The organism is Sulfitobacter sp. 1A15258 (assembly GCF_043557045.1).
GTDB lineage: Bacteria > Pseudomonadota > Alphaproteobacteria > Rhodobacterales > Rhodobacteraceae > Sulfitobacter > Sulfitobacter faviae.
Map to the genome: position 1 here is coordinate 73,491 of NZ_JBIFFK010000007.1, position 23,230 is coordinate 96,720.

24 protein-coding genes are annotated in these 23,230 nt (G+C 62.3%); 11 read left to right on the top strand and 13 right to left on the bottom strand.

From position 1 onward, the window contains the following. Positions 1 to 28 precede the first annotated feature (28 nt). From ACGYK9_RS14685 to ACGYK9_RS14720, 8 genes are all read left to right on the top strand, one after another. A complete protein-coding gene (locus ACGYK9_RS14685; protein WP_394411799.1) occupies positions 29 to 997 on the top strand; it encodes a GntR family transcriptional regulator in 969 nt (322 codons plus the stop codon). Then, positions 994 to 1,695, top strand: a complete 702-nt coding sequence (locus tag ACGYK9_RS14690) for a creatininase family protein (protein WP_271690301.1) — start codon at positions 994 to 996, stop codon at positions 1,693 to 1,695. The genes ACGYK9_RS14685 and ACGYK9_RS14690 overlap by 4 nt, the downstream gene beginning before the upstream one ends. Next, on the top strand, positions 1,692 to 2,705 hold the full coding sequence (locus ACGYK9_RS14695; RefSeq protein WP_394411797.1) for a ketopantoate reductase family protein: 1,014 nt from the start codon (positions 1,692 to 1,694) through the stop codon (positions 2,703 to 2,705). Before ACGYK9_RS14690 ends, ACGYK9_RS14695 begins: the two co-directional genes overlap by 4 nt. After that, positions 2,702 to 3,454, top strand: coding sequence for an SDR family NAD(P)-dependent oxidoreductase (locus ACGYK9_RS14700; RefSeq protein ID WP_394411795.1), 753 nt, complete (start codon positions 2,702 to 2,704; stop codon positions 3,452 to 3,454). Before ACGYK9_RS14695 ends, ACGYK9_RS14700 begins: the two co-directional genes overlap by 4 nt. After that, positions 3,451 to 4,350: a polysaccharide deacetylase gene (locus ACGYK9_RS14705; RefSeq protein ID WP_394411792.1), complete on the top strand. Its 900-nt coding sequence runs from the start codon at positions 3,451 to 3,453 to the stop codon at positions 4,348 to 4,350. Before ACGYK9_RS14700 ends, ACGYK9_RS14705 begins: the two co-directional genes overlap by 4 nt. Next, the gene (locus tag ACGYK9_RS14710) at positions 4,347 to 5,267 is read left to right on the top strand and encodes an isoaspartyl peptidase/L-asparaginase family protein (protein WP_394411789.1); all 921 of its coding nucleotides are present in this window, start codon (positions 4,347 to 4,349) and stop codon (positions 5,265 to 5,267) included. The genes ACGYK9_RS14705 and ACGYK9_RS14710 overlap by 4 nt, the downstream gene beginning before the upstream one ends. A gap of 141 nt (positions 5,268 to 5,408) precedes the next feature. Further along, positions 5,409 to 5,987, top strand: a complete 579-nt coding sequence (locus ACGYK9_RS14715; protein WP_067263666.1) for a TRAP transporter small permease subunit — start codon at positions 5,409 to 5,411, stop codon at positions 5,985 to 5,987. Further along, complete coding sequence (locus tag ACGYK9_RS14720) at positions 5,987 to 7,378, top strand: TRAP transporter large permease subunit (protein WP_394411786.1); 1,392 nt, start codon at positions 5,987 to 5,989, stop codon at positions 7,376 to 7,378. Before ACGYK9_RS14715 ends, ACGYK9_RS14720 begins: the two co-directional genes overlap by 1 nt. Before the next feature lie 284 nt (positions 7,379 to 7,662). Here the strand turns inward: ACGYK9_RS14720 and ACGYK9_RS14725 are convergent, their stop codons facing one another. Then, the gene (locus ACGYK9_RS14725) at positions 7,663 to 8,757 is read right to left on the bottom strand and encodes a TRAP transporter substrate-binding protein (protein WP_271690295.1); all 1,095 of its coding nucleotides are present in this window, start codon (positions 8,755 to 8,757) and stop codon (positions 7,663 to 7,665) included. Between the two features lie 242 nt (positions 8,758 to 8,999). Here ACGYK9_RS14725 and ACGYK9_RS14730 point away from each other — a divergent pair, with 242 nt between their 5' ends. From ACGYK9_RS14730 to dctP, 3 genes are read left to right on the top strand one after another with little or no spacing between them, the layout of a single operon-like run. Beyond that, positions 9,000 to 9,500 (top strand): TRAP transporter small permease subunit, encoded by a 501-nt coding sequence (locus tag ACGYK9_RS14730; RefSeq protein WP_348540721.1) that lies wholly within the window; start codon positions 9,000 to 9,002, stop codon positions 9,498 to 9,500. A gap of 16 nt (positions 9,501 to 9,516) precedes the next feature. Continuing rightward, positions 9,517 to 10,812: a TRAP transporter large permease subunit gene (locus ACGYK9_RS14735; RefSeq protein ID WP_394411876.1), complete on the top strand. Its 1,296-nt coding sequence runs from the start codon at positions 9,517 to 9,519 to the stop codon at positions 10,810 to 10,812. A 19-nt stretch (positions 10,813 to 10,831) separates the two neighbouring features. Then, positions 10,832 to 11,920, top strand: coding sequence for a TRAP transporter substrate-binding protein DctP (gene dctP / locus ACGYK9_RS14740; RefSeq protein ID WP_067266589.1), 1,089 nt, complete (start codon positions 10,832 to 10,834; stop codon positions 11,918 to 11,920). Positions 11,921 to 12,170: 250 nt separating this feature from the next. On the opposite strand, the gene ACGYK9_RS14745 is transcribed toward dctP, so the two are convergent. From ACGYK9_RS14745 to ACGYK9_RS14800, 12 genes are all read right to left on the bottom strand, one after another. Beyond that, the gene (locus ACGYK9_RS14745) at positions 12,171 to 12,905 is read right to left on the bottom strand and encodes an amino acid ABC transporter ATP-binding protein (RefSeq protein WP_394411783.1); all 735 of its coding nucleotides are present in this window, start codon (positions 12,903 to 12,905) and stop codon (positions 12,171 to 12,173) included. Beyond that, the gene (locus tag ACGYK9_RS14750) at positions 12,902 to 13,576 is read right to left on the bottom strand and encodes an amino acid ABC transporter permease (protein WP_322329781.1); all 675 of its coding nucleotides are present in this window, start codon (positions 13,574 to 13,576) and stop codon (positions 12,902 to 12,904) included. Before ACGYK9_RS14750 ends, ACGYK9_RS14745 begins: the two co-directional genes overlap by 4 nt. Positions 13,577 to 13,579: 3 nt before the next feature. After that, positions 13,580 to 14,338 (bottom strand): amino acid ABC transporter substrate-binding protein, encoded by a 759-nt coding sequence (locus tag ACGYK9_RS14755; protein WP_067266585.1) that lies wholly within the window; start codon positions 14,336 to 14,338, stop codon positions 13,580 to 13,582. A gap of 242 nt (positions 14,339 to 14,580) precedes the next feature. Beyond that, complete coding sequence (locus ACGYK9_RS14760; protein ID WP_394411779.1) at positions 14,581 to 15,936, bottom strand: sigma-54-dependent transcriptional regulator; 1,356 nt, start codon at positions 15,934 to 15,936, stop codon at positions 14,581 to 14,583. A gap of 17 nt (positions 15,937 to 15,953) precedes the next feature. Beyond that, the gene (locus tag ACGYK9_RS14765; RefSeq protein WP_259950196.1) at positions 15,954 to 16,079 is read right to left on the bottom strand and encodes a hypothetical protein; all 126 of its coding nucleotides are present in this window, start codon (positions 16,077 to 16,079) and stop codon (positions 15,954 to 15,956) included. A gap of 34 nt (positions 16,080 to 16,113) precedes the next feature. Continuing rightward, positions 16,114 to 17,313, bottom strand: coding sequence for a formate dehydrogenase subunit gamma (locus tag ACGYK9_RS14770; RefSeq protein ID WP_394411776.1), 1,200 nt, complete (start codon positions 17,311 to 17,313; stop codon positions 16,114 to 16,116). A 67-nt stretch (positions 17,314 to 17,380) separates the two neighbouring features. Next, entirely contained in the window at positions 17,381 to 17,974 is a 594-nt protein-coding gene (fdh3B, locus tag ACGYK9_RS14775; RefSeq protein WP_067266580.1) for a formate dehydrogenase FDH3 subunit beta, read from the bottom strand. A gap of 12 nt (positions 17,975 to 17,986) precedes the next feature. Then, entirely contained in the window at positions 17,987 to 20,974 is a 2,988-nt protein-coding gene (locus ACGYK9_RS14780; RefSeq protein WP_394411773.1) for a formate dehydrogenase subunit alpha, read from the bottom strand. A gap of 101 nt (positions 20,975 to 21,075) precedes the next feature. Next, complete coding sequence (locus ACGYK9_RS14785) at positions 21,076 to 21,288, bottom strand: twin-arginine translocation pathway signal protein (protein WP_394411770.1); 213 nt, start codon at positions 21,286 to 21,288, stop codon at positions 21,076 to 21,078. 65 nt (positions 21,289 to 21,353) lie between these two features. Next, positions 21,354 to 21,962 carry a molecular chaperone gene (locus ACGYK9_RS14790; RefSeq protein WP_394411767.1) on the bottom strand — a complete coding sequence of 203 codons (609 nt, stop codon included), beginning with the start codon at positions 21,960 to 21,962 and terminating at the stop codon, positions 21,354 to 21,356. Continuing rightward, a complete protein-coding gene (locus ACGYK9_RS14795; protein WP_394411764.1) occupies positions 21,959 to 22,591 on the bottom strand; it encodes a DUF3306 domain-containing protein in 633 nt (210 codons plus the stop codon). Before ACGYK9_RS14795 ends, ACGYK9_RS14790 begins: the two co-directional genes overlap by 4 nt. Beyond that, positions 22,588 to 23,127 carry a DUF3305 domain-containing protein gene (locus ACGYK9_RS14800; protein ID WP_394411873.1) on the bottom strand — a complete coding sequence of 180 codons (540 nt, stop codon included), beginning with the start codon at positions 23,125 to 23,127 and terminating at the stop codon, positions 22,588 to 22,590. Before ACGYK9_RS14800 ends, ACGYK9_RS14795 begins: the two co-directional genes overlap by 4 nt. Positions 23,128 to 23,230 lie beyond the last annotated feature (103 nt).

The following is a 23,230-nucleotide window of genomic DNA, read 5'->3' on the forward strand; positions in this document are numbered from 1 at the left end:
TGACAAACAGGCAAAATTTGAACGGGCAATGGATCGAATCGTACAGGCGATGGATCGCAGCTCGTCCGTATCTCTTTCCGTTCAGCTCCGCGGAGCGCTGGAATTCGGGATTGCGTCGGGCGAATTGCCCTCCGACGCGCGCCTGCCCTCGGTCCGCGCTTTGGCCGCGCGGATGAAGATTTCCCCGGTCACGGTCAGCAATGTCTACGCCGCGCTGCAATCCTCGGGGTTGGTCGAGGGGCGCGTCGGCTCGGGTACATTCGTCAGCGGCGGTGGCAGCCGCGCCCACGACGGGCGCTTTCGGCAGCTTGATCAACAGATCGCTGAACTGTTGAGCCTTGCGAAATCCTGTGGTGTCAGCGCGTCGGAACTGGCTGTGCGCATTTCCATGGCCAGCAGCGCCAGCCCGCGCCCGCTGCGCATTCTGATGGTCGGCAATTTCATCGACGCGACCCGCGCTTATGCAGATGAACTGCGCCAGCATCTGCCCGAGGGCGATGAGATCGACGCCGCCGTTCTGGATGAGATCGCACCCAATCCGCCCAAGGACATCGACCTGATTATCGCGCCCAAAACCCTGCTGTCCAAAACGCGAGAAATTTTGCCGAATGTCGAAGTGCTGGGCCTGACACTCATCCCCAACGAGGCGACCCGCGTGGCGCTGGCCTCGATCCCGCCTGACGCCAAGACGCTCGCTTACTCCTATTTTCCCGGCTTCGTTACGATCATGAAAGCGGGCATCCTGCGGTTTGCCCCGCATGTCACGCAGTTGACCATGAAGGTTCGTGACGAGAATGGCCTGTCATCGGCCATGCGCGAGGCAGATGTGGTCATCTATGCCACCGGTGCCGACTACCTTCGTGGCGCGTTGCGCCCCGAGCAGACCGCTTTTGAATACCGTCACACCCCAGACGTGCACGCCATCCGTTCAGAAATCCTGCCCGCCATTGAGACATGCCGGGCCTCTCTCAAATCCACAAAGGCCGCCGAAGAATGAAGATATCCGAAAGCAATTGGTTCGAGATCGAAGAATACCTCAAGACCGACGACCGCTGTGTCCTGCCCCTCGGCAGCACCGAGCAGCACGCCTACCTCAGCCTCTCGGTCGATTCGATCCTGTCGGAAAAGGTCGCCGCCGATGCCGCCGAACCTCTGGGCGTTCCGGTATTTCCGGCGGTGGCCTATGGTCTGACACCCTATTTCATGGGTTTCCCCGGCTCCGTCTCGCTGAAGCTTTCGACCTATGCGGCGCTTCTGCGCGACATCCTCGACAGCCTCTATGCCACCGGCTTCCGCCGCGTGCTGATCGTCAACGGTCACGGCGGCAACAGCCCGGTGCAGCCCGTCACGATGGAGTGGATGGAGGCCAACGAAGGGGCTCGCTGCCGTTTCCATGACTGGTGGCGTGCGCCCGAGACCTGGAACTGCGTGCAGGAGATCGACCCCGTCGCCTCCCACGCGTCCTGGATGGAGAACTTCCCCTGGACCCGCTTGCCCGGCCGCGAACTGCCGGACGAGCAGAAACCCTTCGTCGATTTCGACCGCTTGCGCGACCGCAACGCCGCCGGCGTGCGCGCGCTCATCGGGGACGGCAACTACGGCGGCGTTTACCAGAAGCCTGACGCCGATACCGACCGCCTGTGGGAGATCGCCGTGCGCGAGACCCGCGCGCAGCTTGAGGGGGACTGGGCATGAGCGAGACGCCGATCCTGATCTGGGGCGCCGGTGCCATCGGCGGCATCCTCGGCGCCTATTTCGCCCGCGCAGGTCATGCCGTGCATATGGTCGATGTCGTGGAAGAGCATGTCGAAGCAATGCGCAGCAGCGGGCTGCGCATTGAAGGCCCGGTCGAAGCATTTACCCAAGTCCTCCCGGCCAGCACGCCGGACGAACTGACTGGCCAATACGATCACATTTTCCTCTGCGTGAAGGCGCACCACACCGCCGCCGCTTTGGAGATGCTTGCCCCCCATCTCGCGCCGGGCGGCTATGTCGTCTCGGCCCAGAACGGGCTCAACGAAAAGGTCATCGCCGCGCGCATCGGGGCCGAGAACACGGTCGGCTGTTTCGTCAACTACGGCGCCGACTGGTTGGAGCCGGGCCGCATCCTCTTCGGCAACCGCGCCGCCGTGGCGGTGGGGGAACTCGACGGGCGCATGAGCGACCGCGTGGCCGAGGTGCATAGCCTTCTGCAACTGGTCGAACCCGAGGCCGTCGCCACCGACAACATCTGGGGCTACCTCTGGGGCAAGATGGGCTACGGTGCGCTTCTCTTCTGTACCGCCCTCACCCCCGACAGCATGTCCGACGCCATGGCGCGCGACGAGCACCGCGCCGCCTACCGCGCGCTTGGGCACGAGGTGATGACACTGGCCGCGCATGAGGGCGTGTCCCCCCTTGGTTTCAACGGGTTCGACCCGGAAGCCTTCCGCAAGAACGATACCGCGGCCATCGACGCCGCGATGGAGAAGATGATCGCCCACAACCGCAAGACCGCCAAGACCCACTCCGGCATCTGGCGCGACCTCGCGGTGCGCAAGCGCAAGACCGAGGTCGACGCACAGATCGGCGTCATGGTCGACTTGGGCCGTGAAGCAGGCATCGCGGTGCCGACGCTGGCGCGCATGGTTGAGCTTATCCACGACATCGAGGACGGCAAGCGCGAACAATCCGCCGACCTCGTCGACCTGTTGGTGGCGGCATGAGGATCGATCTGACCGGCAAGGTCTTTGCCGTGACCGGCGCGGCGCAGGGCATCGGCGCCGCGATACTGTCCGAGCTCCGCGCCGCCGGGGCCGCCGTGGCCGCGATGGACATCGACGCCGCGGGCCTCGCCCCGCTGGAGGTCGAGGGCGTGACGCTGCATAGCGGCGATCTGGGCAACCGCGAAACGACCCTCGCGCTCTGCGCCGAGATCCTCGAACGGCACGGGCGGATCGACGGGCTGGTGACCTCCGCCGGCGGCGTGCGCGGTCAGGTCGGGCGCCCGCTGGAAGAGATCAACGAGGACGACTGGCAGGCGATCTTTCAGGCCAATGTCGATGCCGCCATGTGGTGCGCCCAAGGTTTCGCGCCCGCGATGAAGGAAACGGGATCGGGCCGGATCGTCACCATCTCCTCTGGCGCGGGGCTGAAGCCCAGCCTTACCGGCATCCAAGCCTATGCGGCGGCGAAACATGCGCTTGTGGGCCTGACCAAGCAACTCGCGCTGGAGCTTGGGCCGCAGGGCATCACCGTGAATTCCGTGGCGCCCGGCTTTGTCCTGTCGAACCCCTCGACGGAAAAGCAATGGGACGCCTTCGGCCCCGAGCGGCAGAAGCAGATCATCGGCGGCATCCACATGCGCCGCTTGGGCCGCGCGCAGGACATCGCGGATGCGGTCACCTTCCTCTGCTCCGACCGCGCCGGTTGGATCACGGGCCAAATCCTTTCCGTCGACGGAGGCCACGCATGAGCGAGCCGCATGAATGGGACGAGCCGCACTGGCGCGGGCTGGTCGAACAGGTCCGCGCCGGGCAGAACCTGCTGCCGAAAACATGGCCCGGCGGCGCGCGCTGCGCCGTGGCGCTGAGTTTCGACAGCGATCATGAAACCAACGAGCTGCGCGACGGGGGGACAAGCATTGCGCGCCTCGGCTGGGGCGAATACGGCGCACGGCGTGGCATCCCCCGCATTCGCCGCGTGCTCGACCGGCATGGGGTGAAGGCGAGCTTCTTCGTGCCCGCCGTCTCTGCCCTGCTGCACCCCGAAGAGCAGCGCAGCCTCGCCGAGGAGGGCCACGAGATCGGCCTGCACGGCTGGATCCACGAGCGCAATACGCAGGTCCCGCCGGAGGCCGAGCGCGAGTTGATGCTGCGCGCCTCGGACACGCTGGAAAAGATCACCGGCACCCGCCCCGTCGGCATGCGCACGCCGTCTTGGGACTACAGCGCCCACACGCTCTCGATCGCCCGCGAGATGGGGCTACTCTACGACAGCTCCCTGTTCTCGGACGACGACCCCTACGAGATCGTGGAGAAGGGCGAGGCGACCGGGATCGTGGAACTGCCGGTGGAGTGGATACGCGACGATGCCGTCTATTTCATGATGAACCGTTTTGGCGCGCAGCGGCCCTATACGCCGCCCGCGGATGTGCTCGACATTTTCCGGCGCGAGTTCGACGGCGCTTATGACGAGGGCGGGCTCTTCCTCTTGACCATGCACCCGCATGTGACAGGCTACCGCTCGCGCATCTTCATCCTCGACGAGCTGATCGACCACATCAAATCCCGCGGCGATTGCTGGATCGCCACCCATGCCGAGATCGCCGGCTATTGCGCCGAACAGGCCGGATTGAAAGGACAAACATGACCTATTCCCTTGCCATCCACGGCGGTGCCGGAACCATCCTCAAGGAAAACATGACGCCCGAGAAGGAGGCCGCCTATCACGACGGCCTCGCCCGTGCGCTGGAAGCCGGCGAAGCGGTGCTGCGCGACGGTGGCAGCGCGATGGACGCGGTGGTGGCCGCGGTCTGCGCGCTCGAAGATGAGCCGCTGTTCAACGCAGGGCGCGGCGCGGTCTATACTTCCGAGGGCGTGCAGGAGATGGACGCCGCCGTGATGGATGGCGCCGACCGGCGCGCGGGCTCGGTCGCCGGTGTTTTCGGGCCGAAGAACCCGGTGAAACTGGCGCGCGCCGTCATGGAACGGACCGAGCATGTCACCCTTATCGGCCCAAACGCGCTGGAGATCGCCCGGCAGGCCGGGCTTGAGTTCGCCGACCGTGACTATTTCTTCACCCAGTCCCGCTGGGATGCCTTGCAGGAGACGCTCGAGATGCGCGCCCGCGGCGAGGTTTCGGACGATCCGGCGCGGCGGCATGGCACCGTGGGGGCCGTGGCGCGCGACGCGGCGGGCAACATTGCCGCCGCCACCTCAACGGGGGGCATGACCGCCAAGGCCCCAGGCCGGGTTGGCGACACGCCGATGATCGGCGCGGGCACCTTCGCCGACAACGAGACCTGCGCGGTCTCTGCCACCGGGCATGGCGAGATTTTCATCCGCTGGAACGCCGCCGGGGAGATCGCCGCGCGGATGCGCCACGCGGGCGAGGATCTGGCCACCGCCGCCGAACATGTGGTGATGCAGGAACTGGCACCCAACGACGGCTCGGGCGGGATCATCGCGGTGGATGCCGCGGGCAATATCGCCATGCCGTTTAACTCGCAGGGCATGTACCGCGGCATGGTGCGAAAAGGCAGCGCGCCCGAAACCAGTATCTATTGAGCGGCGCGGCCCTTCGGTTGCCTTCCTGCCACGGGAAGGCGACAAATGCCGCCGGGAAGAGCCGCCCGCCATCTAAATCTTGACATTTTGTCCCCTCCCTTTGATTGACGATCAAACGAACTTGACGGGAGAGGGGACAATGTGCGTTTTTTAGCAGCAATTGCCAGGGTGATCTGCGCGGTGAACTTGGTCATCGGCAATCTTTTCTCATGGCTCGCACTCGGCATCGTCTTGGTCTGTTTCACCGTGGTTGTGCAGCGCTATGTCTTCGCGATCAGCTTCGTTTGGATGCAAGACCTTTATATCTGGCTCAACGGCGCGATGTTCACGGCCGTGGCCGGTTTTGCGCTGCTGCGCGATGACCATGTGCGCGTCGACATCTTCTACCGCCCCGCCACCATGGCCCGCCGCGCGCTCATTGACCTGATCGGTGTCATCGTCTTTCTGCTGCCCTTTTGCTGGATCGTCTACACCTATTCGATCCCCTTCGTGATCCGGGCTTGGGGCTATCAAGAAGGGTCGGCCAATGTGGGCGGCATGCCGGGGCTTTACATTCTCAAAGCCTTCATCATCGGCTTCGCATTTCTACTCGCAATTCAAGGGATTGCATGGATCATCCGCTCCATCCTCGTGCTCAGCGGCAATGCTGAGCTGGTGCCCAAATCCATGCAATACAGCCGGGACCAAATCCCCGCAGACCATCCGCAGGGAGCCGTTTGATGGATCCGATTTTCATTGGCGAGATGCTCGCCGCGCTCATGTTCTTTGGCGTGATCGGCTTTTTGCTGCTCGGCTTTCCGGTGGCTTTCACACTTGCGGGCGTGTCGCTGCTGTTTGGCGCCGTGGGCATGGGGTTCGGCGTTTTCGATCCCTCGAACTTCGGCTCGCTGCCGAACCGCTATATCGGCTTCATGACCAACGAAGTCTTGGTCGCCGTGCCGCTTTTTATCTTCATGGGGGTGATGCTGGAACGCAGCCAGATCGCCGAGCAGCTTTTGCTCACCATGGGCAAACTTTTCGGCAATATGCGCGGCGGTTTGGGGATTTCGGTGGTGCTTGTGGGGGCAATGCTCGCGGCATCCACGGGCGTCGTGGGGGCCACGGTTGTCACCATGGGCCTGATCTCTCTGCCCGCCATGCTGCGGGCGGGCTATGACCCCAAGCTTGCAACCGGGGTGATCTGCGCCAGCGGCACCTTGGGTCAGATCATTCCACCCTCCACCGTGTTGATCTTCATGGGCGATATGCTTTCGGGCATTAACTCTCAGGTGCAGATGGCCAAGGGCAACTTTGCCCCCACGCCCGTCTCTGTGGGGGATCTTTTCGCCGGGGCGCTGCTGCCGGGGATTTTGCTAGTTTCGCTTTATCTCAGCTACGTTCTCTTCAAAGCCGCGACCGCGCCCGCCTCCTGCCCCGCGACGCCGGTTCCGGCGGATGAGAAAAGCCAGCTGGTGCGAGATTTCTTTGTCGCCCTGATGCCGCCGCTCTTGCTGATCCTTGCCGTGCTGGGGTCGATCCTCGGCGGCATTGCCACCCCGACCGAGGCGGCCTCTGTCGGTGCTGTGGGGGCGATGGTGCTTGCGGCCATGCGCTGGCGTCTGTCCTTCCGCATCCTGCGGGAGACGATGATCGCCACGGCCACGATCACCAGCATGGTCTTTGTCATTCTGCTGGGGGCTTCGGTCTTTTCCATCGTGTTCCGCATGATGGGCGGCGACAATCTGGTGCATGAGTTCCTCAGCAACCTGCCCGGTGGCCCCTTGGCCGCAGTGGCGGTGGTGATGATCATCATGTTCTTCTTGGGCTTCATCCTCGATACTTTTGAGATCATCTTTATCGTGATCCCGATCACGGCACCGGTGCTGTTGATGCTGGACATCGATCCAATCTGGCTGGGCGTCTTGGTCGGGGTCAACTTGCAGACATCCTTCCTGACGCCGCCCTTCGGCTTTGCGCTGTTCTATCTGCGCGGGGTGGCCCCGGCGGATCTGCCGACGAGCGCGATTTACAAAGGTATCCTGCCCTTCGTGATGTTGCAGGTGGTGGCGATTGCGATCCTCTTTGCCTTCCCGCAGATCGTGACTTGGTTGCCGAAGCTGATCGCGGGGTGAGATAGCCCCCCTCGACGTTCAAAGGCCCGGCAGCAACGCCGGGCCTTTTTGGTTGAGCGGTAAGGGCATCGCCCTCCCTGGTGGGCGATCGAACCCGTGAAGGGGGCTGCGCCGGTGCCCATCTCGCGAACCGATCCGGCGCGGGCTACGTCGCAAAATCGCCCTCCGGGGGGAGGGAGGGCGATGCCCGGTGTGCCACCGGGCGGGACAGATTTCTTGGGGTTCGCCCATGAAAAAGGCCCGGCGTTTCCACCGGGCCTTTCCAATCACATTCAGCGCGAAGCTCAGTACTTCAGGAACTTCTGACGCGCCTGCACATAGGGGCTGTCGATGTTCTCGGTCCGGGTACGGACGAGGTTCAGCGCTTCGACAAAGCTTTCGGCGGTCTTCTTGACCAGCGGGTCGTCGCTGTTGCGCAGTTCTTCGACCACTTCAACCGAGGCCTTGGCACCGGCTTCCATGATGTCGTCGGGGAAGTTGCGCACGGTCACGCCATGCTCTTCCTGCAGGGTCTTCAGCGCGCGCGGGTCGTTGGCGTAGAAGTCCGCAGCTACCTGATCGTATTCCGCTTGGCTGACGTCACGGATGATCGCCTGCAGGTTCTCGGGCAGTTCCTGATACTTCTTCTTGTCGACGACAAGCTCGGTCGCCAGACCCGATTCCACGAAGGACGGCATGTAGTAGTTCTTGGCCACTTGATGGAAACCGAGCGCCAGATCGTTGTAGGGGCCGACGAATTCCGCAGCGTCGAGCGTGCCTGACTGAAGCGCTTGGAAGATCTCGCCCGCGGCCATGTTGGTCACGGTCGCGCCCAGTTTCTCCCACACGCGGCCACCGAGGCCCGGCGTCCGGAAGCGCACGCCTTTGACGTCGTCGAGGCTCTTCAGCTCATCGCGGAACCAGCCGCCGGTCTGCGTGCCGGTGTTGCCCGACAGGAAGCCCTGGACGCCGAACTGGTCATAGATCTCGTCCCAGATCTCCTGACCGCCCATGTAGCGCATCCATGCCGTCAGTTCCGGCGTGGTCATGCCGTAAGGAACGCCGGTGAAGAAGGACAGCGCGGGGGATTTGTTCTGCCAGTAGTAGGCGGCGCCGTGGCTCATCTCAGCGGTGCCGTCGATCACGGCGTCGAGCGATTGCAGCGGGGGCACCATCTCACCAGCCGAGAAGACCTGAATGGTCAGCTCGCCACCCGAGGCAGCGGTGATCCGGTCGGCCAGACGCTGCGCGCCGACACCCAGACCGGGGAAGTTCTTGGGCCATGTGGTAACCATGCGCCATGTGATGTTGCCCTGCGCAATAGCGGGCGCTGCAAGTGTCGTGGCGGCGGCACCTGCCCCCATCACACCTGCCTTGCGGATAAATGAACGACGATCCATGTTTTTCCTCCCAAACGGATATTTGCTTAGCCTCCCCCGACGTCGACGCGGAGGGCCATGCGCAGCAGATAATCGTCGCTTTTCGAAAATGTCCATGGCTTAGGCAAATTGAAATCTCACCTTCTGGACAATCCCGCCCCAAGCCGCATACGTAGTGCTACTTAAAGCAGCATTATTAATGGTCTTTTGCCTTGTTTTCGGCAGAAAGGCCAATAATGTGCGAGCTGCCAGGGAGGGCTCAGATCTTGATAAAATTCATCGACCAGATGAACGAATTCGTCGGGCGCATCGTGTCGGTCGTCGCCGTCATTTTCGCCGCAATCATCATCTATGACGTCTTCATGCGCTATGCGCTGAATGACCCGACCCGCTGGGCCTTTGACGTCACGAAACAACTTTATGGCTTCTATTTCGTGATGCTGGGCGGCTATGCGCTGCGCCATCAGGCCCATGTGCGGGTCGATCTGATCACCGAAACCCTCGGCCCCAACCTGCGCCGTTGGGTCGAAGCGGCGGGCTATGTGATCTTTTTCTTCCCCTTCGCGTGGATCTTCACCACCCGCTCTTATGAATTCGCCATGCGCTCCTATGCCCAAGGTGAGACGACATATGGCTCGGTCCAGCTGCCGGTCTATCCGCTGAAAATGGCCATGGCCCTCGCTGCCGGTCTTTTGCTGCTGCAAGGCGTGGCGGAATTCTTGAAACTCGTACTTAACCGTCAGGAACTGCCCCGTGACGCCTGAACTCATTGCACTCACCATGTTTGGCCTGCTTCTGCTGGGCCTTTTCATGGGCCACCCGCTGGCCTTCGTTCTGGGCGGCACCGCCGTTTTGGGCGCTGTCATCGCCGGCAAACCGATGGTGCTAGGCATCGTCATTAACCGGATTTTCGGCGATGTGCTAGACAACTTCACGCTGATCGCGATTCCGCTCTTTATCTTGATGGCAAGGTTCCTGTCCGATTCGGGCGTGACGGATAAGATGTTCGAATCACTGCGGCTTTTGATGTCCAACATCCGCGGCGGTCTGGCGCTCGCGGTGGTTTTCATCTCGATCCTGCTCGCCGCGACCACGGGTATCATCGGCGCCTCGATCACCGTGATGGGCGTGATGGCCCTGCGCCCGATGCTGCAATATGGCTATAGCCCCACGCTGACTACCGGGGTCATCGCCGCCTCGGGCTGTTTGGGCATTCTGATCCCGCCGTCGATCATGTTGATCCTCATGGCCTCTTATTCCCCCCTCTCGGTGGGAGAGCTTTTCGCGGGCGCCATGGTGCCGGGCGTGGTGCTGGGGCTGCTCTATGCGGTCTGGGTTTTCGTTGTCGCTGTGGTCCGACCCGACATGGCCCCCGCCGTTGAGCCGGATGAGAAAATCTCGAAACCCGCCCTCCTGCGCATGTTGCTGATCGAAGCCGTGCCGCCGCTGGTGCTGATACTCGGCATCTTGGGCTCTCTGCTCGCGGGCATCGCCACGGCGACGGAAGCTTCCGCCATCGGCGCGGCGCTGGCACTGGTGATCGTCATCATGCGCGGCAAGTTCAGCTGGGCATCCTTCTACGGCGCGATGCTGGAAACCGGGCGCACCTCGGCGATGATCCTGTTTATCGTCGTGGGCGCCACGGCCTTTACCGGCGTGTTCAACATCACCGGGGGTCTGCGCGCGACGCAGGAGATCATCCGCAACCTCGACATGGCGCCTTGGCTCTTGATCGCGATGATGATGTTCATCGTCTTCATCCTCGGGGCCTTCCTTGACTGGACCGGCATCGTGCTGCTGTCCTTCCCGATCTTCCTGCCGATCGTGCAGGAGATGGACGTGAGCCTGTTGTGGTTCGTCGTCCTGATGTCGGTGGTTCTGCAAACGTCCTTTTTGACCCCGCCCTTTGGATATGCGCTCTTCTACCTGCGCGCCATTGCCCCGCGTGAGGTCAAGACGTCGCATATCATCGTCGGCGTGCTGCCTTTCATCGGTCTGATCCTGATGATGTGCGTGGCCATCGCCCTGTTCCCGCAGCTTGTCACCTGGCTGCCGGAAACGCTCTATACAAAATAATCAACGGAGGAGAGAGATTATGAAATTGAAATCAACCCTTGCCGGTCTGGCACTCTGCGCGGGCGTTGCCACGCAGGCCGCGGCCCAAGACAGCTGGACCATGACCACCACATGGCCCACTTCGCTGGAACTGATCGAGATCGACAAGCATTTCGTCGATCTGGCCAACAAGCTGACCGGCGACGACCTGACCATCGAATTCTTCGAAGGCGGCTCCCTCGTGCCCGCGGGCGAAGTGTTCGGCGCGGTTGAATCCAACACCGTGCAGGCTGGTGCCGACTGGCCCGGTTACTGGGCGGGCCGCAACTCTGCCTTCTCGCCGCTGGCGACCACGGCGAGCCTGTTCAACGCGGTCGACTACGTCAACTGGATCGAGCAATGGGGCGGCAAAGAGCTTTATAACGAGATCTACGGCAAGTTCGGCATGGTCTATCTGCCCTACGGCGTGACCAACAACGAATCCGGCTTCCGCACCAACGAACAGATCGTCACGCTGGAGGACCTCAAGGGTAAGCGTTTGCGTCTGTCGGGTCTGGAGCAGGGCCGTCTGTTGGAAAAACTGGGCGGGTCGCAGGTCTCCATGGCCGGTGGCGAAATCTATCAGTCGCTTGAGCGCGGCGTGATCGATGGCGCGGAATTCTCGACCCCGAACGTCGACTTCTCGGGCGGTTTCCAGCAGGTCACCAAATACTGGGCGACACCGGGCTGGCACCAGTCGGCGTCGATCTTCGGTGTGATGATCAACAAAGGCGCATGGGACGCCCTGTCGGACGAGACCCGCGAAGCCCTTGAGATTGCGGCGCAGGCCAACCTTGTTTGGTCGCTGTCTTTCACCGAGAAGCGCGCGACCGAAGCCTACCAGCAGTTCCTCGACGCGGGCATCGAAATCAACCGCTACGATGACGAGACGCTGACCAAGGTTCAGGAGATGGCGAACGAGACCATCGAGGAGACCGCCTGCGAGAACCCCGATTCCGCCAAGGTTTACCTGAGCCAGCTGGAGTATCTGAACGACTACGCGAAATGGCGTGACGCTTCGGCGCCGTTCAACCTGGGCCGCACGCCGAATGGACCGGACATCGAGAAAATCCGCGCCTGCGCGGAATGATTTGAGCCGTTAGGTTTAAACGGAAAGGCCCGCCAAATGGCGGGCCTTTTTTGCGTTTGGGGAAGAAGATCGAGGTCAATCGCCTGCCCGCGGGTCAGCGATCAAACGCTAGACGCTGCCACTTTATCCCTCAGCCATGATGTGCTTTCGCGAGGTTGCACCCAGCCTCACCAAATCGCCTACCCGTCCGGGCGGCCAGACGATGGCCCGGCGCCTGCGGCTTGATTCCGGCCCCGGTGGCAAAATCACCCTACCCCTCAACCCGTTTCAAGAACTTCTGCAACCGCGCATCCTTCGGCGCGCCAAAGATCTCTGACGGCGCACCGCTCTCAACAATCTTCCCGCCGTCCATGAAGATCACCCGATCCGCGATCTCGCGCGCGAATTGCATCTCATGGGTCACGATCAGCATGGTCTGCTTGCGCTCCGCCACCGCGCGCATCAGGTCGAGCACCTCCCCCACCCATTCCGGATCGAGTGCCGAGGTCGGCTCATCGAACAACATCAGTTCCGCCCCGAGCGCCATGGCGCGACCGATGCCAACACGCTGTTGCTGCCCGCCAGACAACGCCGCCGGAAAACTGTCAGCCTTATCGGCCAAGCCGGTCTCGGCCAAAACCGCGAGCGCGCGTTCTTCGGCCTCGGCCTTGGGCCGTTTCTGCACCGTGACAAGCGCTTCCATGATGTTCTCTTTCGCCGTCTTATTGGCGAAAAGCGCGTAGTTCTGGAACACCATCGCCGTCCGACGCCGCAGCGCCAGAATATCCGCCTTGCGTGCCTTGGCGGCGTCGACGGTCACATCGCCGATGCGAATGACCCCCTCTTGCGGCACGTCGAGAAAATTGAGACAGCGCAACAGGGTCGACTTGCCGGTCCCGGAGGGGCCTATCACGACCACCCGCTCGCCCTCGGCAATCTGCAAATCAATGCCGTTCAGAACCGGCGCGCCGCCGAAATCTTTGGTCAGGCCAGTGATATCAATCATCGCACGAACGCCTTATTCAGATAGGTTTCAAGCCGCTTTTGCACTTGGCTCAGCGCTTCGACAATGACCCAATAGATCATGGCCACCACTAGATAGGCCTCGAAATAAAGGAAGCTCCCTGCGGCTTCTTTCTGCGCGGCGCCCATCATCTCGGTCACGCCGAGGGTAAAGGCGAGCGAGGTGCCTTTGATCATGTCGATGAAATAATTCACCAACGTCGGCGCGGCGATCCGGGCGGCCTGTGGCAGGATGATCCGCCACATCATCTGACCTTGGGTCATGCCGATGGACTGGGCGGCCTCCCATTGGCTGCGGTCCACCCCCATGATCGCGGCGCGGATGCTTTCGGCCATATAGGCGGCAAAATGCAGGGTCAGCCCCATGATGGCGGCAGTCACACCGCTGATATTGGTCAGGAACGACAGCACCTGCGGCAGACCGAAGTAAAAGAGGAACAGTTGCACCAGTAGCGGCGTGCCGCGGAAGAAGCTGATGAAAACGATCACGAACCAGTCGAGCACGGGCACTTTCACAACCCGTTCGACCGCCAAAAGCGAGGCGAGGATGAGTGCGAACACCATCCCCGCCACCGCCATGAACAAGGTCAGCGGTACGTAGCCCAATATGACGGGCACCAGCCCCAGCATGTAGTCAAGGTCTAGCGCCCGCATGGGTTACTCCGCTTTGGTGATGTCTGTGCCGAACCACTTGTCCGAGATTTCGGCCAGTGTACCGTCTTCGCGCAGGGATTCCAGCGCAGTGTCGACACGGTCACGCAGCGCGCGGCCTTCGTCGTTGTCTTGGAACGGCAGGGCATTGCGGATCTCAGAGAAGGGCTTGCCCGCCAGTTGCAGCGGCAGGGGGCTTTCCTGAATAAGCTGCGCCGAAGAAACCCGGTCCATCACAAAGGCATCGACCCGGCCAAGCGCGGTATCTTGGGCAATGTTGGACTCATAGGTCTTGATTTCGATCTCATCCGCGAAGGCGAGTTCGTTCAATAGCTGCTCGAAGTTCGACCCAAGGTTCACCGCAACGGTTTTGCCGCGCAGGTCTTCGACGCCGCCGATCTCTTCGTTGCCCTCTTTGGTCACGACCTGTGCACCGTCAAAGACATAAGGCGCGGTAAAGGCGAATTTTTCCTGACGCTCGGGCGTGATGGTGATCTGGTTGGCGATCGTGTCGATGCGGCCTGCGTCCAGCGCGCCGATCAGGCCGGAGAAGGCCATGGTCTCGAACTCGACCTCAAAACCCGCCTCTTCGCCGACGGCGTTCATGACATCGACTTCAAAACCCTGAAGCACGTCTTGCTTCACGAAGGTGAAGGGGAAATAGCCGCCCGACATGCCGACGCGGAGCGTGTCATTGTCTTGGGCAAAGGCTGCGGTGCCGGTGACCGCGGCGAGCGCGGTGGCGGTAACGATCTGTTTCAGCATTGAATTTACTCCTCTAACGCTTGCGCTTCAGATGTCACTGGGTGCCGCCCGCTTCAACACCGTCGCTGAAACAGGAACGTTTGACGGGCAGGATCGGTTCAGATGGAATAACGGGTTTAGGAGAGCGCCCCGTCGGGAATACCCTCCCAGTCACAGTGTATGTGACGGAACAATATTCTGCGAATTTGAAGCAGATTCCTCACATGCGGAACAGATATGCGCAATTGGCATAGCTTTATCCGTCAAAACGCCTCGATATCCAACCCTTCGGCAGCCCAAGCGGCGAGCTTACGGTCGACGGTTTTGCGCGACACGCCCAAGCGGCGCGCGGCCTCGGCCCGGTTGCCGTTCGACAGATCAAGGATGTGCAGCATATGGCGCTGCGTGACCAGTTCGAGGTCTTCGATCGCCCGCGGGCCATCGACCGCGCCATGGCCCGCAAAGGCTTCGGGCAGGCTGCCGAGGATCACCGAGCGTTCGATCAGGTTGCGCAATTCGCGCACATTCCCCGGCCAGTCGTAACGGCGCAATTTCAGCAAAGTCTCCGCATCCAAACGCAGCGCGGGCATGCCGAGCGCGGTCGAAAACTGCTGCATGAACATCGCCGCCAGTTCGACGATATCCTCAGACCGGTCCTTGAGCGGCGGCATCGCGACTTCGACCACATTCATGCGGTGATAGAGGTCGGCGCGGAAACGCCCCTCTTCCACCGCCTTGGGCAGGTCGGCGTTGGTGGCGAACAGGAACCGCAGGTTCAGCGGGATCTCCCGCTCCGCCCCCTCGGGCCGGATGCGCTGGTCTTCCAACACCCGCAAAAGCGCCGCCTGTAGCTGTTCCGGCATCTGCACAACTTCGTCCAGAAACAACGTGCCGCCGTCGGCCAGGAGGAACAGCCCCGGTTGCAGGGTCTCGTTCCCCTCCACCGCGCCAAAGAGTTCGGGCACGATCCGGTCTGGCGTGATGGCGGCACAGTTCACCGCGACGAAGGGATTATCGGCGCGGTCAGACATTTGGTGCAACTGCCGCGCGGCCAACTCCTTGCCCGTGCCGCTGGGACCGGTGAAGAGCACCGGCGTCGGCACCGGGGCAAGACGGTTGAGCATGCCGCGCACTTTCGACAGCGCCTCGGATTTACCGAGCATCTGCACCGCGGCACCACCCTGCAACTCGCGCCTGAGCAGGGTGTTGTCGCGGCGCAGGTTCTTGCGGTCCAATGTGCGCGACACCGCGCCGAGGATTTGGTTCGCCCGGAAAGGTTTCAGCACGAAATCACTGACGCCTGCCCGCAGCGCGGCAATGGCAGTTTCAAGATCTGCATAGGCCGTGATCAGGACCGTGTCGGCGTAGAACCCCTTGCGGCGCTGTTCGACGACCCATTCCAGACCGGTCTTGCCGGGCATGACATTGTCCAGCACGACCACATCGAAATGCGCCTCGTCCAAGAGCTTGGTGGCCTCCGCAGGAGAAGCCGCTTGGGCCACGCGTTTGACGCGCGGCTCCAATATCTTGGTGAGGAAATGGCGCATCCCCGGTTCATCGTCGATCACAAGGATCGACGCGCCTTCGAGCGTGCCGCCGTATTCATCGCCTGCCGCCATGATATGCCTCTTTGGTGTCAGTCCAGCCGGACGTTTTCACCAGAATAGACCTCGGCGGAGGAAAAGCCTATCTCATGCAGCCCGAAATAGGCCACGACGCCGATCACCGCGACGCCCAGAAACCCTGCCAACATGGCTTTCATCGCGCGACTCCTTTGATTTGAACGCCGCCGCCCGTCATTCTGCGGGGGTCCGTTTGTCTTGTTTGACCTCATCGAGCCAAAGCGAGTGGTGTTGTTCGGCCCACCGCTCATCCACCTCGCCATTGCCCATGGCGTCAAAGGCGCCCTCCATACCGAGTGTCCCGATATAGATGTGGCCCAAGATCACGGCCATCATCAAAAAGCCGATGATCGCGTGCCACAACTGGGCATATTGCATTTCGGCATGTGGGGTCAGATCGCCCTGAAGCGGACCAAAGCCTGCGGCCTCGGCCATGCCGATGTCGTTGATGATGTTGAACGTATGACCGAAAAGCTGGATCTCGAAGGGAAAGAGCAGCGACAGCCCCGAGAGCGAGACCGAGAAGCCCAGCAGGATCACGGCCCAAAAGACGATCTTTTGGCCGAAATTAAACTTCTTGGCGGGCGGGTGTTTGTCACCGATGAAACCGCCGCCCTGTTTGACCCAGACCCAATCGGTCTTGTTCGGGATATTGTGCCAAATCCACATGACGAAGACCATGACAAGCGCGATCATAAAGGCCCATGAAACGTTGTTGTGGATGAACTTCGAGCCGGTCAACAGGGTCGAGTTGAACTCATGCCCCAGCAGAGGGATGACGACCTTGCGGCCAAAGAGCGTGGCCAAGCCCGTCAGCGCGAGCAGGATGAAAGACCCCGCCAGCATCCAATGCGCAAAACGCTCAATGGCTTTGAAGCGGGTGACGGTGCGCCCGACCTTGCCGCCCTCGATGCGGATCCGGCCCCGCAAAAGGTAAAAGAGCAGCAGAACGGCCAGCGTCCCGGCGAGCAGCCAAGCGCCATAGGTCGCCAGTGGGCCTTCGCGGAATTGCTGCCACCACATCCCGTTGTCTTGAACAAGGACGCGGCCCGTCTTGTTCATCGTACTCACGCGCACGGGCAATTCGTTATAGCGGATGCCGCGCCAAAGGTCGGGGTCGGAGCGTCCGCCGAGCGGGCCAAGGCTTGGCACCGTGGCCGCATCGCCGCCCAGATTGTTGCGCCTGAACCCATCGTCGATCTCTGCGCCGTTCTGACGCCGTTCGATATCGGCCAAGTTCTGCGCGCCGCCGGTGCTGGCGCGGTCGATGGCCGAGGGGGTCGCGTTCTCGGGCAGGCGCACGTCCTGCGCCGTGACGCTGACCGGCAGCGCGGCCAAGGCGAGAATGAAAAGAGCCATCAGGTGGCGCAGCATGGGAAATCCCCCGGCTAGACAGATATGGAGAAAAGGGACGGCCCGATCAGGCCGCCCCCGAAAGCCGTTACTGGCCCTTTTGCTCGTAAGCCGTGCCCCAGCCCCAAGCGCCGGAGCCGAAGCCGCGTGCGACCACGCGCTCGCGGTAGATGTCCGAGACCATGTCCCCGTCACCGGCCAGCAGCGCCTTGGTCGAGCACATCTCGGCGCAGATCGGCAGTTTGCCTTCCGCGATCCGGTTGCGACCGTACTTCTGGAACTCGGCTTGGGAGTGGTTCTCTTCGGGGCCGCCGGCGCAGAAGGTACATTTGTCCATCTTGCCACGGCTGCCGAAGTTGCCGGCCTGCGGATACTGCGGCGCGCCGAAGGGGCAGGCGTAGAAGCAGTAGCCGCAGCCGATGCAGAGGTCTTTGGAGTGCAGCACGATGCCGTCGTCGGTCTGGTAGAAACAATCCACCGGGCAGACCGCCATGCAGGGCGCGTCCGAACAGTGCATGCAGGCGACCGAAATCGAGCGTTCGCCCGGCTGGCCGTCCTGAATGGTCACCACGCGGCGGCGGTTGATGCCCCAAGGCACCTCGTGTTCGTTCTTACAAGCCGTGACACATGCGTTGCATTCAATGCAGCGCTCGGCATCGCAGAGAAACTTTGCTCTTGCCATTCTCTTGTCTCCTTACGCTGGCATGATCTTGCAGAGAGTCGCTTTGGTCTCCTGCATTTGTGTGACTGAATCGTAGCCGTAGGTCTGCACGGTGTTGGTGCTTTCGCCCAGCACGATCGGGTCGGCCCCGTCGGGGTATTTGTCCCGCAGGCTGACGCCGCCCATGTGCCCGCCGAAGTGGAAGGGCATGAAGGCCACGCCCTCGCCCACTCGTTCGGTGACCAAGGCCATCACCTTGATCTTGCCGCCCTCCGGGCCTTCGACCCAGACATCGGACCCGTCGCGGACACCGAGGTTGTTGGCGTCACGGGTGTTGATCTCGATGAACATGTTCTGTTGCAGCTCGGCCAGCCATGGGTTCGACCGGGTCTCATCCCCGCCGCCCTCATATTCGACCAGACGGCCGGAGGTGAGGATGATCGGGAATTCCTGCGAGAAGTCGTTCTTTTGGATCGACGCATAGAGCGTCGGCACCCGCCAGAAGGTCTTGTCGTCATAGGTCGGATAATCCGCCACCAGATCACGCCGGTTGGAATAAAGCGGCTCGCGGTGTTTCGGCACCGGATCGGGGAAGGTCCAGACCACGCAGCGCGCCTTGGCGTTGCCGAAGGGGGCACAGCCGTGTTTGATCGCCACCCGCTGGATGCCGCCCGACAGGTCGGTCTTCCAGTTGATGCCGCCGACTTGGGCCACATAATCGGAATCGATCTCACCCTGCTGCGAGGTTTCGCCGACTTCTGCTTGCCCGTCATCCGCGTTTTGTGGCGCTTCGTAGCCGGCGACCGCTTCGATGATGCGGCGCTCATCCGCTGTCAGGTCACCGTCCCAACCCAGATCCATCAGCATCTGCATGGTGAATTCGGGATAGCCATCCTTGATCTCGGACCCTTTGGAATAGACGCCCTCGGCCAGAAGGTTCTCACCATCACGTTCCACGCCGAAACGGGCGCGGAAGGTCAGACCGCCATCTGCCACCGGCAGCGACATGTCATAAAGGTTCGCCGTGCCCGGGTGCTTCATTTCGGGCGTGCCCCAGCAGGGCCATGGCATACCGTAGTAATCACCATCTGCCGGGCCCCCAACGGCGCGCAGGGTGGTTTTGTCGAAAGTATGCTGGTTCTGCATGTGCATCTTCATCCGCTCGGGCGACTGCCCGGTGTAGCCGATGGTCCACATGCCCTTGTTGAACTCGCGCGTCAGGTCTTCGATGAGCGGCTCTTCACCATTCACCTCGATGTTGCGGAACATGCGATCTTCAAAGCCGAACTTCTTGGCGAACTTATAGAGGATCGTGTGGTCGGGCAGGCTCTCAAACAGGGGCTCCACGACCTTTTCGCGCCACTGGAGCGAGCGGTTCGATGCTGTGACCGAGCCAGAGGTTTCAAACTGCGTACATGCCGGAAGCAGATAGGTGTCTTCGGTCCGGTCATGCAGAACGGCGGAAACGGTGGGGTATGGGTCGACCACAACCAAGAGGTCGAGTTTCTCCATCGCCGTCTTCATCTCGCCCTGACGGGTTTGCGAGTTCGGCGCGTGGCCCCAGAGCACCATCGCTTTGGTGTTGTCGGGCTGTTCGAGGTTCTCACGATCCTCAAGCACGCCGTCGATCCAACGCGACACCGGGATGCCGGTGAGGTTGATCATGCGCTGCTCTTCGCCTGCGCCATCGGTCCAAGCGGCGAAACGGCTCTGGATCCATTCAAGATCCTCACCCCAAACGCGCGCCCAATGCGCCCAAGAGCCATCGGACAGACCGTAGTAGCCCGGCAGCGTATCGGCCAGAACGCCAAGGTCGGTGGCACCCTGCACGTTGTCGTGGCCGCGGAAGATGTTGGTGCCGCCGCCCGCAGTGCCCATGTTGCCAAGGGCCAGCTGCAGGATGCAGTAGGCGCGGGTGTTGTTGTTGCCGTTGGTGTGCTGCGTGCCGCCCATGCACCAGATCACGGTGCCGGGACGGTGGTTGGCCAGCGTGCGCGCGACGCGCTCAAGCTGGGAGCCCGGCACGCCGGTGACGCGCTCGACCTCATCGGGCGTCCAGTTGGCGACTTCCTTGCGGATCTCATCCATGCCCCAAACGCGGGTACGGATGAATTCCTCATCCTCCCAGCCGTTCTCGAAGATGTGGTAGAGGATGCCCCAGACCAGCGCCACGTCCGAACCGGGACGCATGCGCACATATTCGTCGGCATGGGCGGCGGTGCGGGTGAAACGCGGGTCGCAGACGATGAGCGGCGCGTTGTTTTCTTCCTTCGCCTTCAGCACGTGCTGGAGCGAGACCGGGTGCGCCTCGGCTGGGTTGCCGCCGATGATGAAGATCGCACGCGACTTGTGGATGTCGTTGTAGCTGTTGGTCATGGCGCCGTAGCCCCACGTGTTCGCCACGCCCGCCACGGTGGTGGAGTGGCAAATCCGCGCCTGGTGGTCGACGTTGTTGGTGCCCCAGTAGGCCGCGAACTTGCGGAACAGATAGGCCTGTTCGTTAGAGTGTTTCGCCGAACCGAGCCAGTAGACAGAATCCGGGCCAGAGGTGTCACGGATCGACAGCATCTTGTCGCCGATCTCATTGATCGCCTGATCCCAAGAGATCCGCTGCCATTCGCCACCGACCTTCTTCATCGGGTACTTCAGGCGGCGTTCGCCATGGGCGTGCTCACGGACCGAGGCGCCCTTGGCGCAATGCGCGCCGAGGTTGAAGGGGCTGTCCCAACCGGGTTCCTGACCCAGCCAAACACCGTCCGACACTTCGGCGATGACGGTACAACCGACCGAGCAATGGGTGCAGACGGATTTCTTGACTTCCATCTTGCCGCTGACGGCGGCGGTGGCGGCGCTGGCCTGTTGCACGCTGCCCGCGGTGCCCGCGATTGCGGCAAGCCCACCGATGGCAAGTCCCGAGCCGCGCAGGAACGCGCGCCGGTCAATACCGCTGCGCGCCACATCGGACATGATGCCTGTCCGCTGCGCAGACCGCGCGACCCCATTGGTCTTTTTCCTCAACATATCTTCACTCCCTATGCGCGGGCTGGCCCCGCCTGAGGTGGCTATTGAACGGCGGGCGTTGTCGCCCTGCCAATTTTCGGGGCCGCGCCCCGGTTATCTGGTCAGAACCGCGCAGCGGCGTAATAGGCGCGCGTGTGTTCGGTGTCTTGGATACGGTCCGACGACAGGTCGGGCGCCTTGGCCGCTTCGGCCTCGGTCCCGGTGGTGGCCACGGCGACGGCGGCCAAAGGCGCGGCGCTGCCCGCGAATTTCAGGAAGTCGCGCCGATCCTTGCGAACGGCTGTGTCGGTGGTTCCCTCTGGCTTGCGTGTCATCTTCTCTCTCCTGTTACGTCTCTTGTTCAGGGGCGCGCGGCCCCGCCTGTCTCATCCCGCTTGGTCTAGTCGTCTTTGCTCAGCCGGAAGGCTTCGGCCTCAATCTGCATGAAGGCGCGGCCGATCTTGCCCACCGGGGCGTAGAAGACCGAGTTTTTCGCGCCTTCGAGGTCGGCAAAGAAATGCCCGGCCCAAGGGGCGATATGCCGGTTAAAGAATGTCTTTTGCTGTGCCACCGTGGCGGGGGCCGAGAAACGGCCTGCGATCATCGCGCCCATCATCTCCATCAATGAGGCGATGTTGTCTTCGGGCTCGAACACATTCGACGCCCGCTCCAAGCCGCGTGCGACCATGTCTTGGCGCAGTGCGGCCAGCGGCTTTTCGTTGAGAAAGCCAGTGAGGTAGAAGCTGGCATAGGGCAACAGTTCGCCCCGGCCCAAACCGATAAAAAGTCGGTTAAACTCGCTCTCGGCCCCCGCGGGTTTGGTCTTGCCCGCCAGTTTGGAGAGCGCTTTGAACCCCTGCCCCAATTCGCTGTCGTCGCCCGACAGGGCGGCACATTGATCCAGCAGGATCTGATCCGGCGGGCCGGAAAGGATAAGCCCCATGAAGTTGTAGAGGTCCGCGCGCAGGCGGTCTTCTTCGGGCAGGGGCGTCGCGGCCAATTGGGTCATGCGCTGCTACCTTCCATGTCCTGTGCCAGATCGCTGGCGAAGTGAAACCGCATGCGGCGGTGGGTCGGCGCAGGCTGCGCCTCGGCGTCTTCTTCGGGGGTCACCGTCTGCGCCTCGTAAGGCGCGTCTTGAGCCAGAGCCGTTTCGGTGCGCCGCGGGCCCGGCACGACGACATCATGGGTCGGCGCCAGCGCGGGCGCTTCTGCCTCAACAGCCTTTTCCGGCGCGTCAGCTTCGGCGGTCAGCACCTCTTCGACCTTAGCGACCATGCCCCGGCCCACTTTGTAGATCGTGTTGACCGGCTTTCCAGCGGTGGCTGCCGCTGTGTAATCGTCGTCATAGTCGTTCAACCCGTCGAGGCAGGCGAGCACCGGATTGGTTTTCCAAAAGCTGCGCAGCGCGCGGGTCTTGAGCCGTTGCGGCAGTTGCGCCTTGAGAAAGGCGCGCAGCTGTTCGCCGCTCACCAGATCCTCAGGCGCGGGCAGGTCGAACTCGGCCAAGAGATCATCATCGCTGCGCTCGGCCAGCGCGGCCTCTTCGGCGGCGGCTGCGCGGGCTTCGTGAAGCCGCGCTTCTGCCTCCGCCTCGGCGGCGACGGCGGCGCGGCGCTTTTGCCAGAAACCGCTCATGCCAGACGCTTTCGTTTCAACGCGGGCGAGGCGTAGATGTCAGCGGGCTTTTCGATGCGCGGGTCGCCGATACCGTCTTGCTTTCGATCGGTGCGCAGACGATCCCGGCGGCGTTTGACGAAGGCTTCCTCTTGATGGAACTCTTCGACGAATTCCTGCACCCATGCGATCAGCCCCGGCGTCATCGCGACCTTTTCCACGACCTCTTCGGCGCTGTCGCAATAGTCCTGCGCCTCATAGGGCGAAGCGGTAACCAGCGCGAGTTTGAAGGGACGGTCTGTCGCGCCGGGAATGGGGCGCATGACGACATAGACACATGGCACATCCGCGCCCAGCCCGTGCACATAGGCCTCGGTCTCGGCCCCGTGCAGTTCAAGCTTGAGGGTCGCGGCGTGGTATTCGACGATCTCACCTTCGCGGCGCAGCTCACGCCAATCCGCCTCCCCGGCACCGGGCAGCACGGCGGTCGCTTTCCAGCTCCACTTGGCCCAACGGGTCACCCCCGGCGCGCGCCGCAGCACAATGCCCAAGGGCATCGTCCGATACATTGTCGGGTTGTGAATCAAGTCGCTCCTCCGTTTCGAAGACCTTCGCCGGAAAGCCCGGTCCGGGGGAAGCGCTAATCCGCGCCGAGGCCCG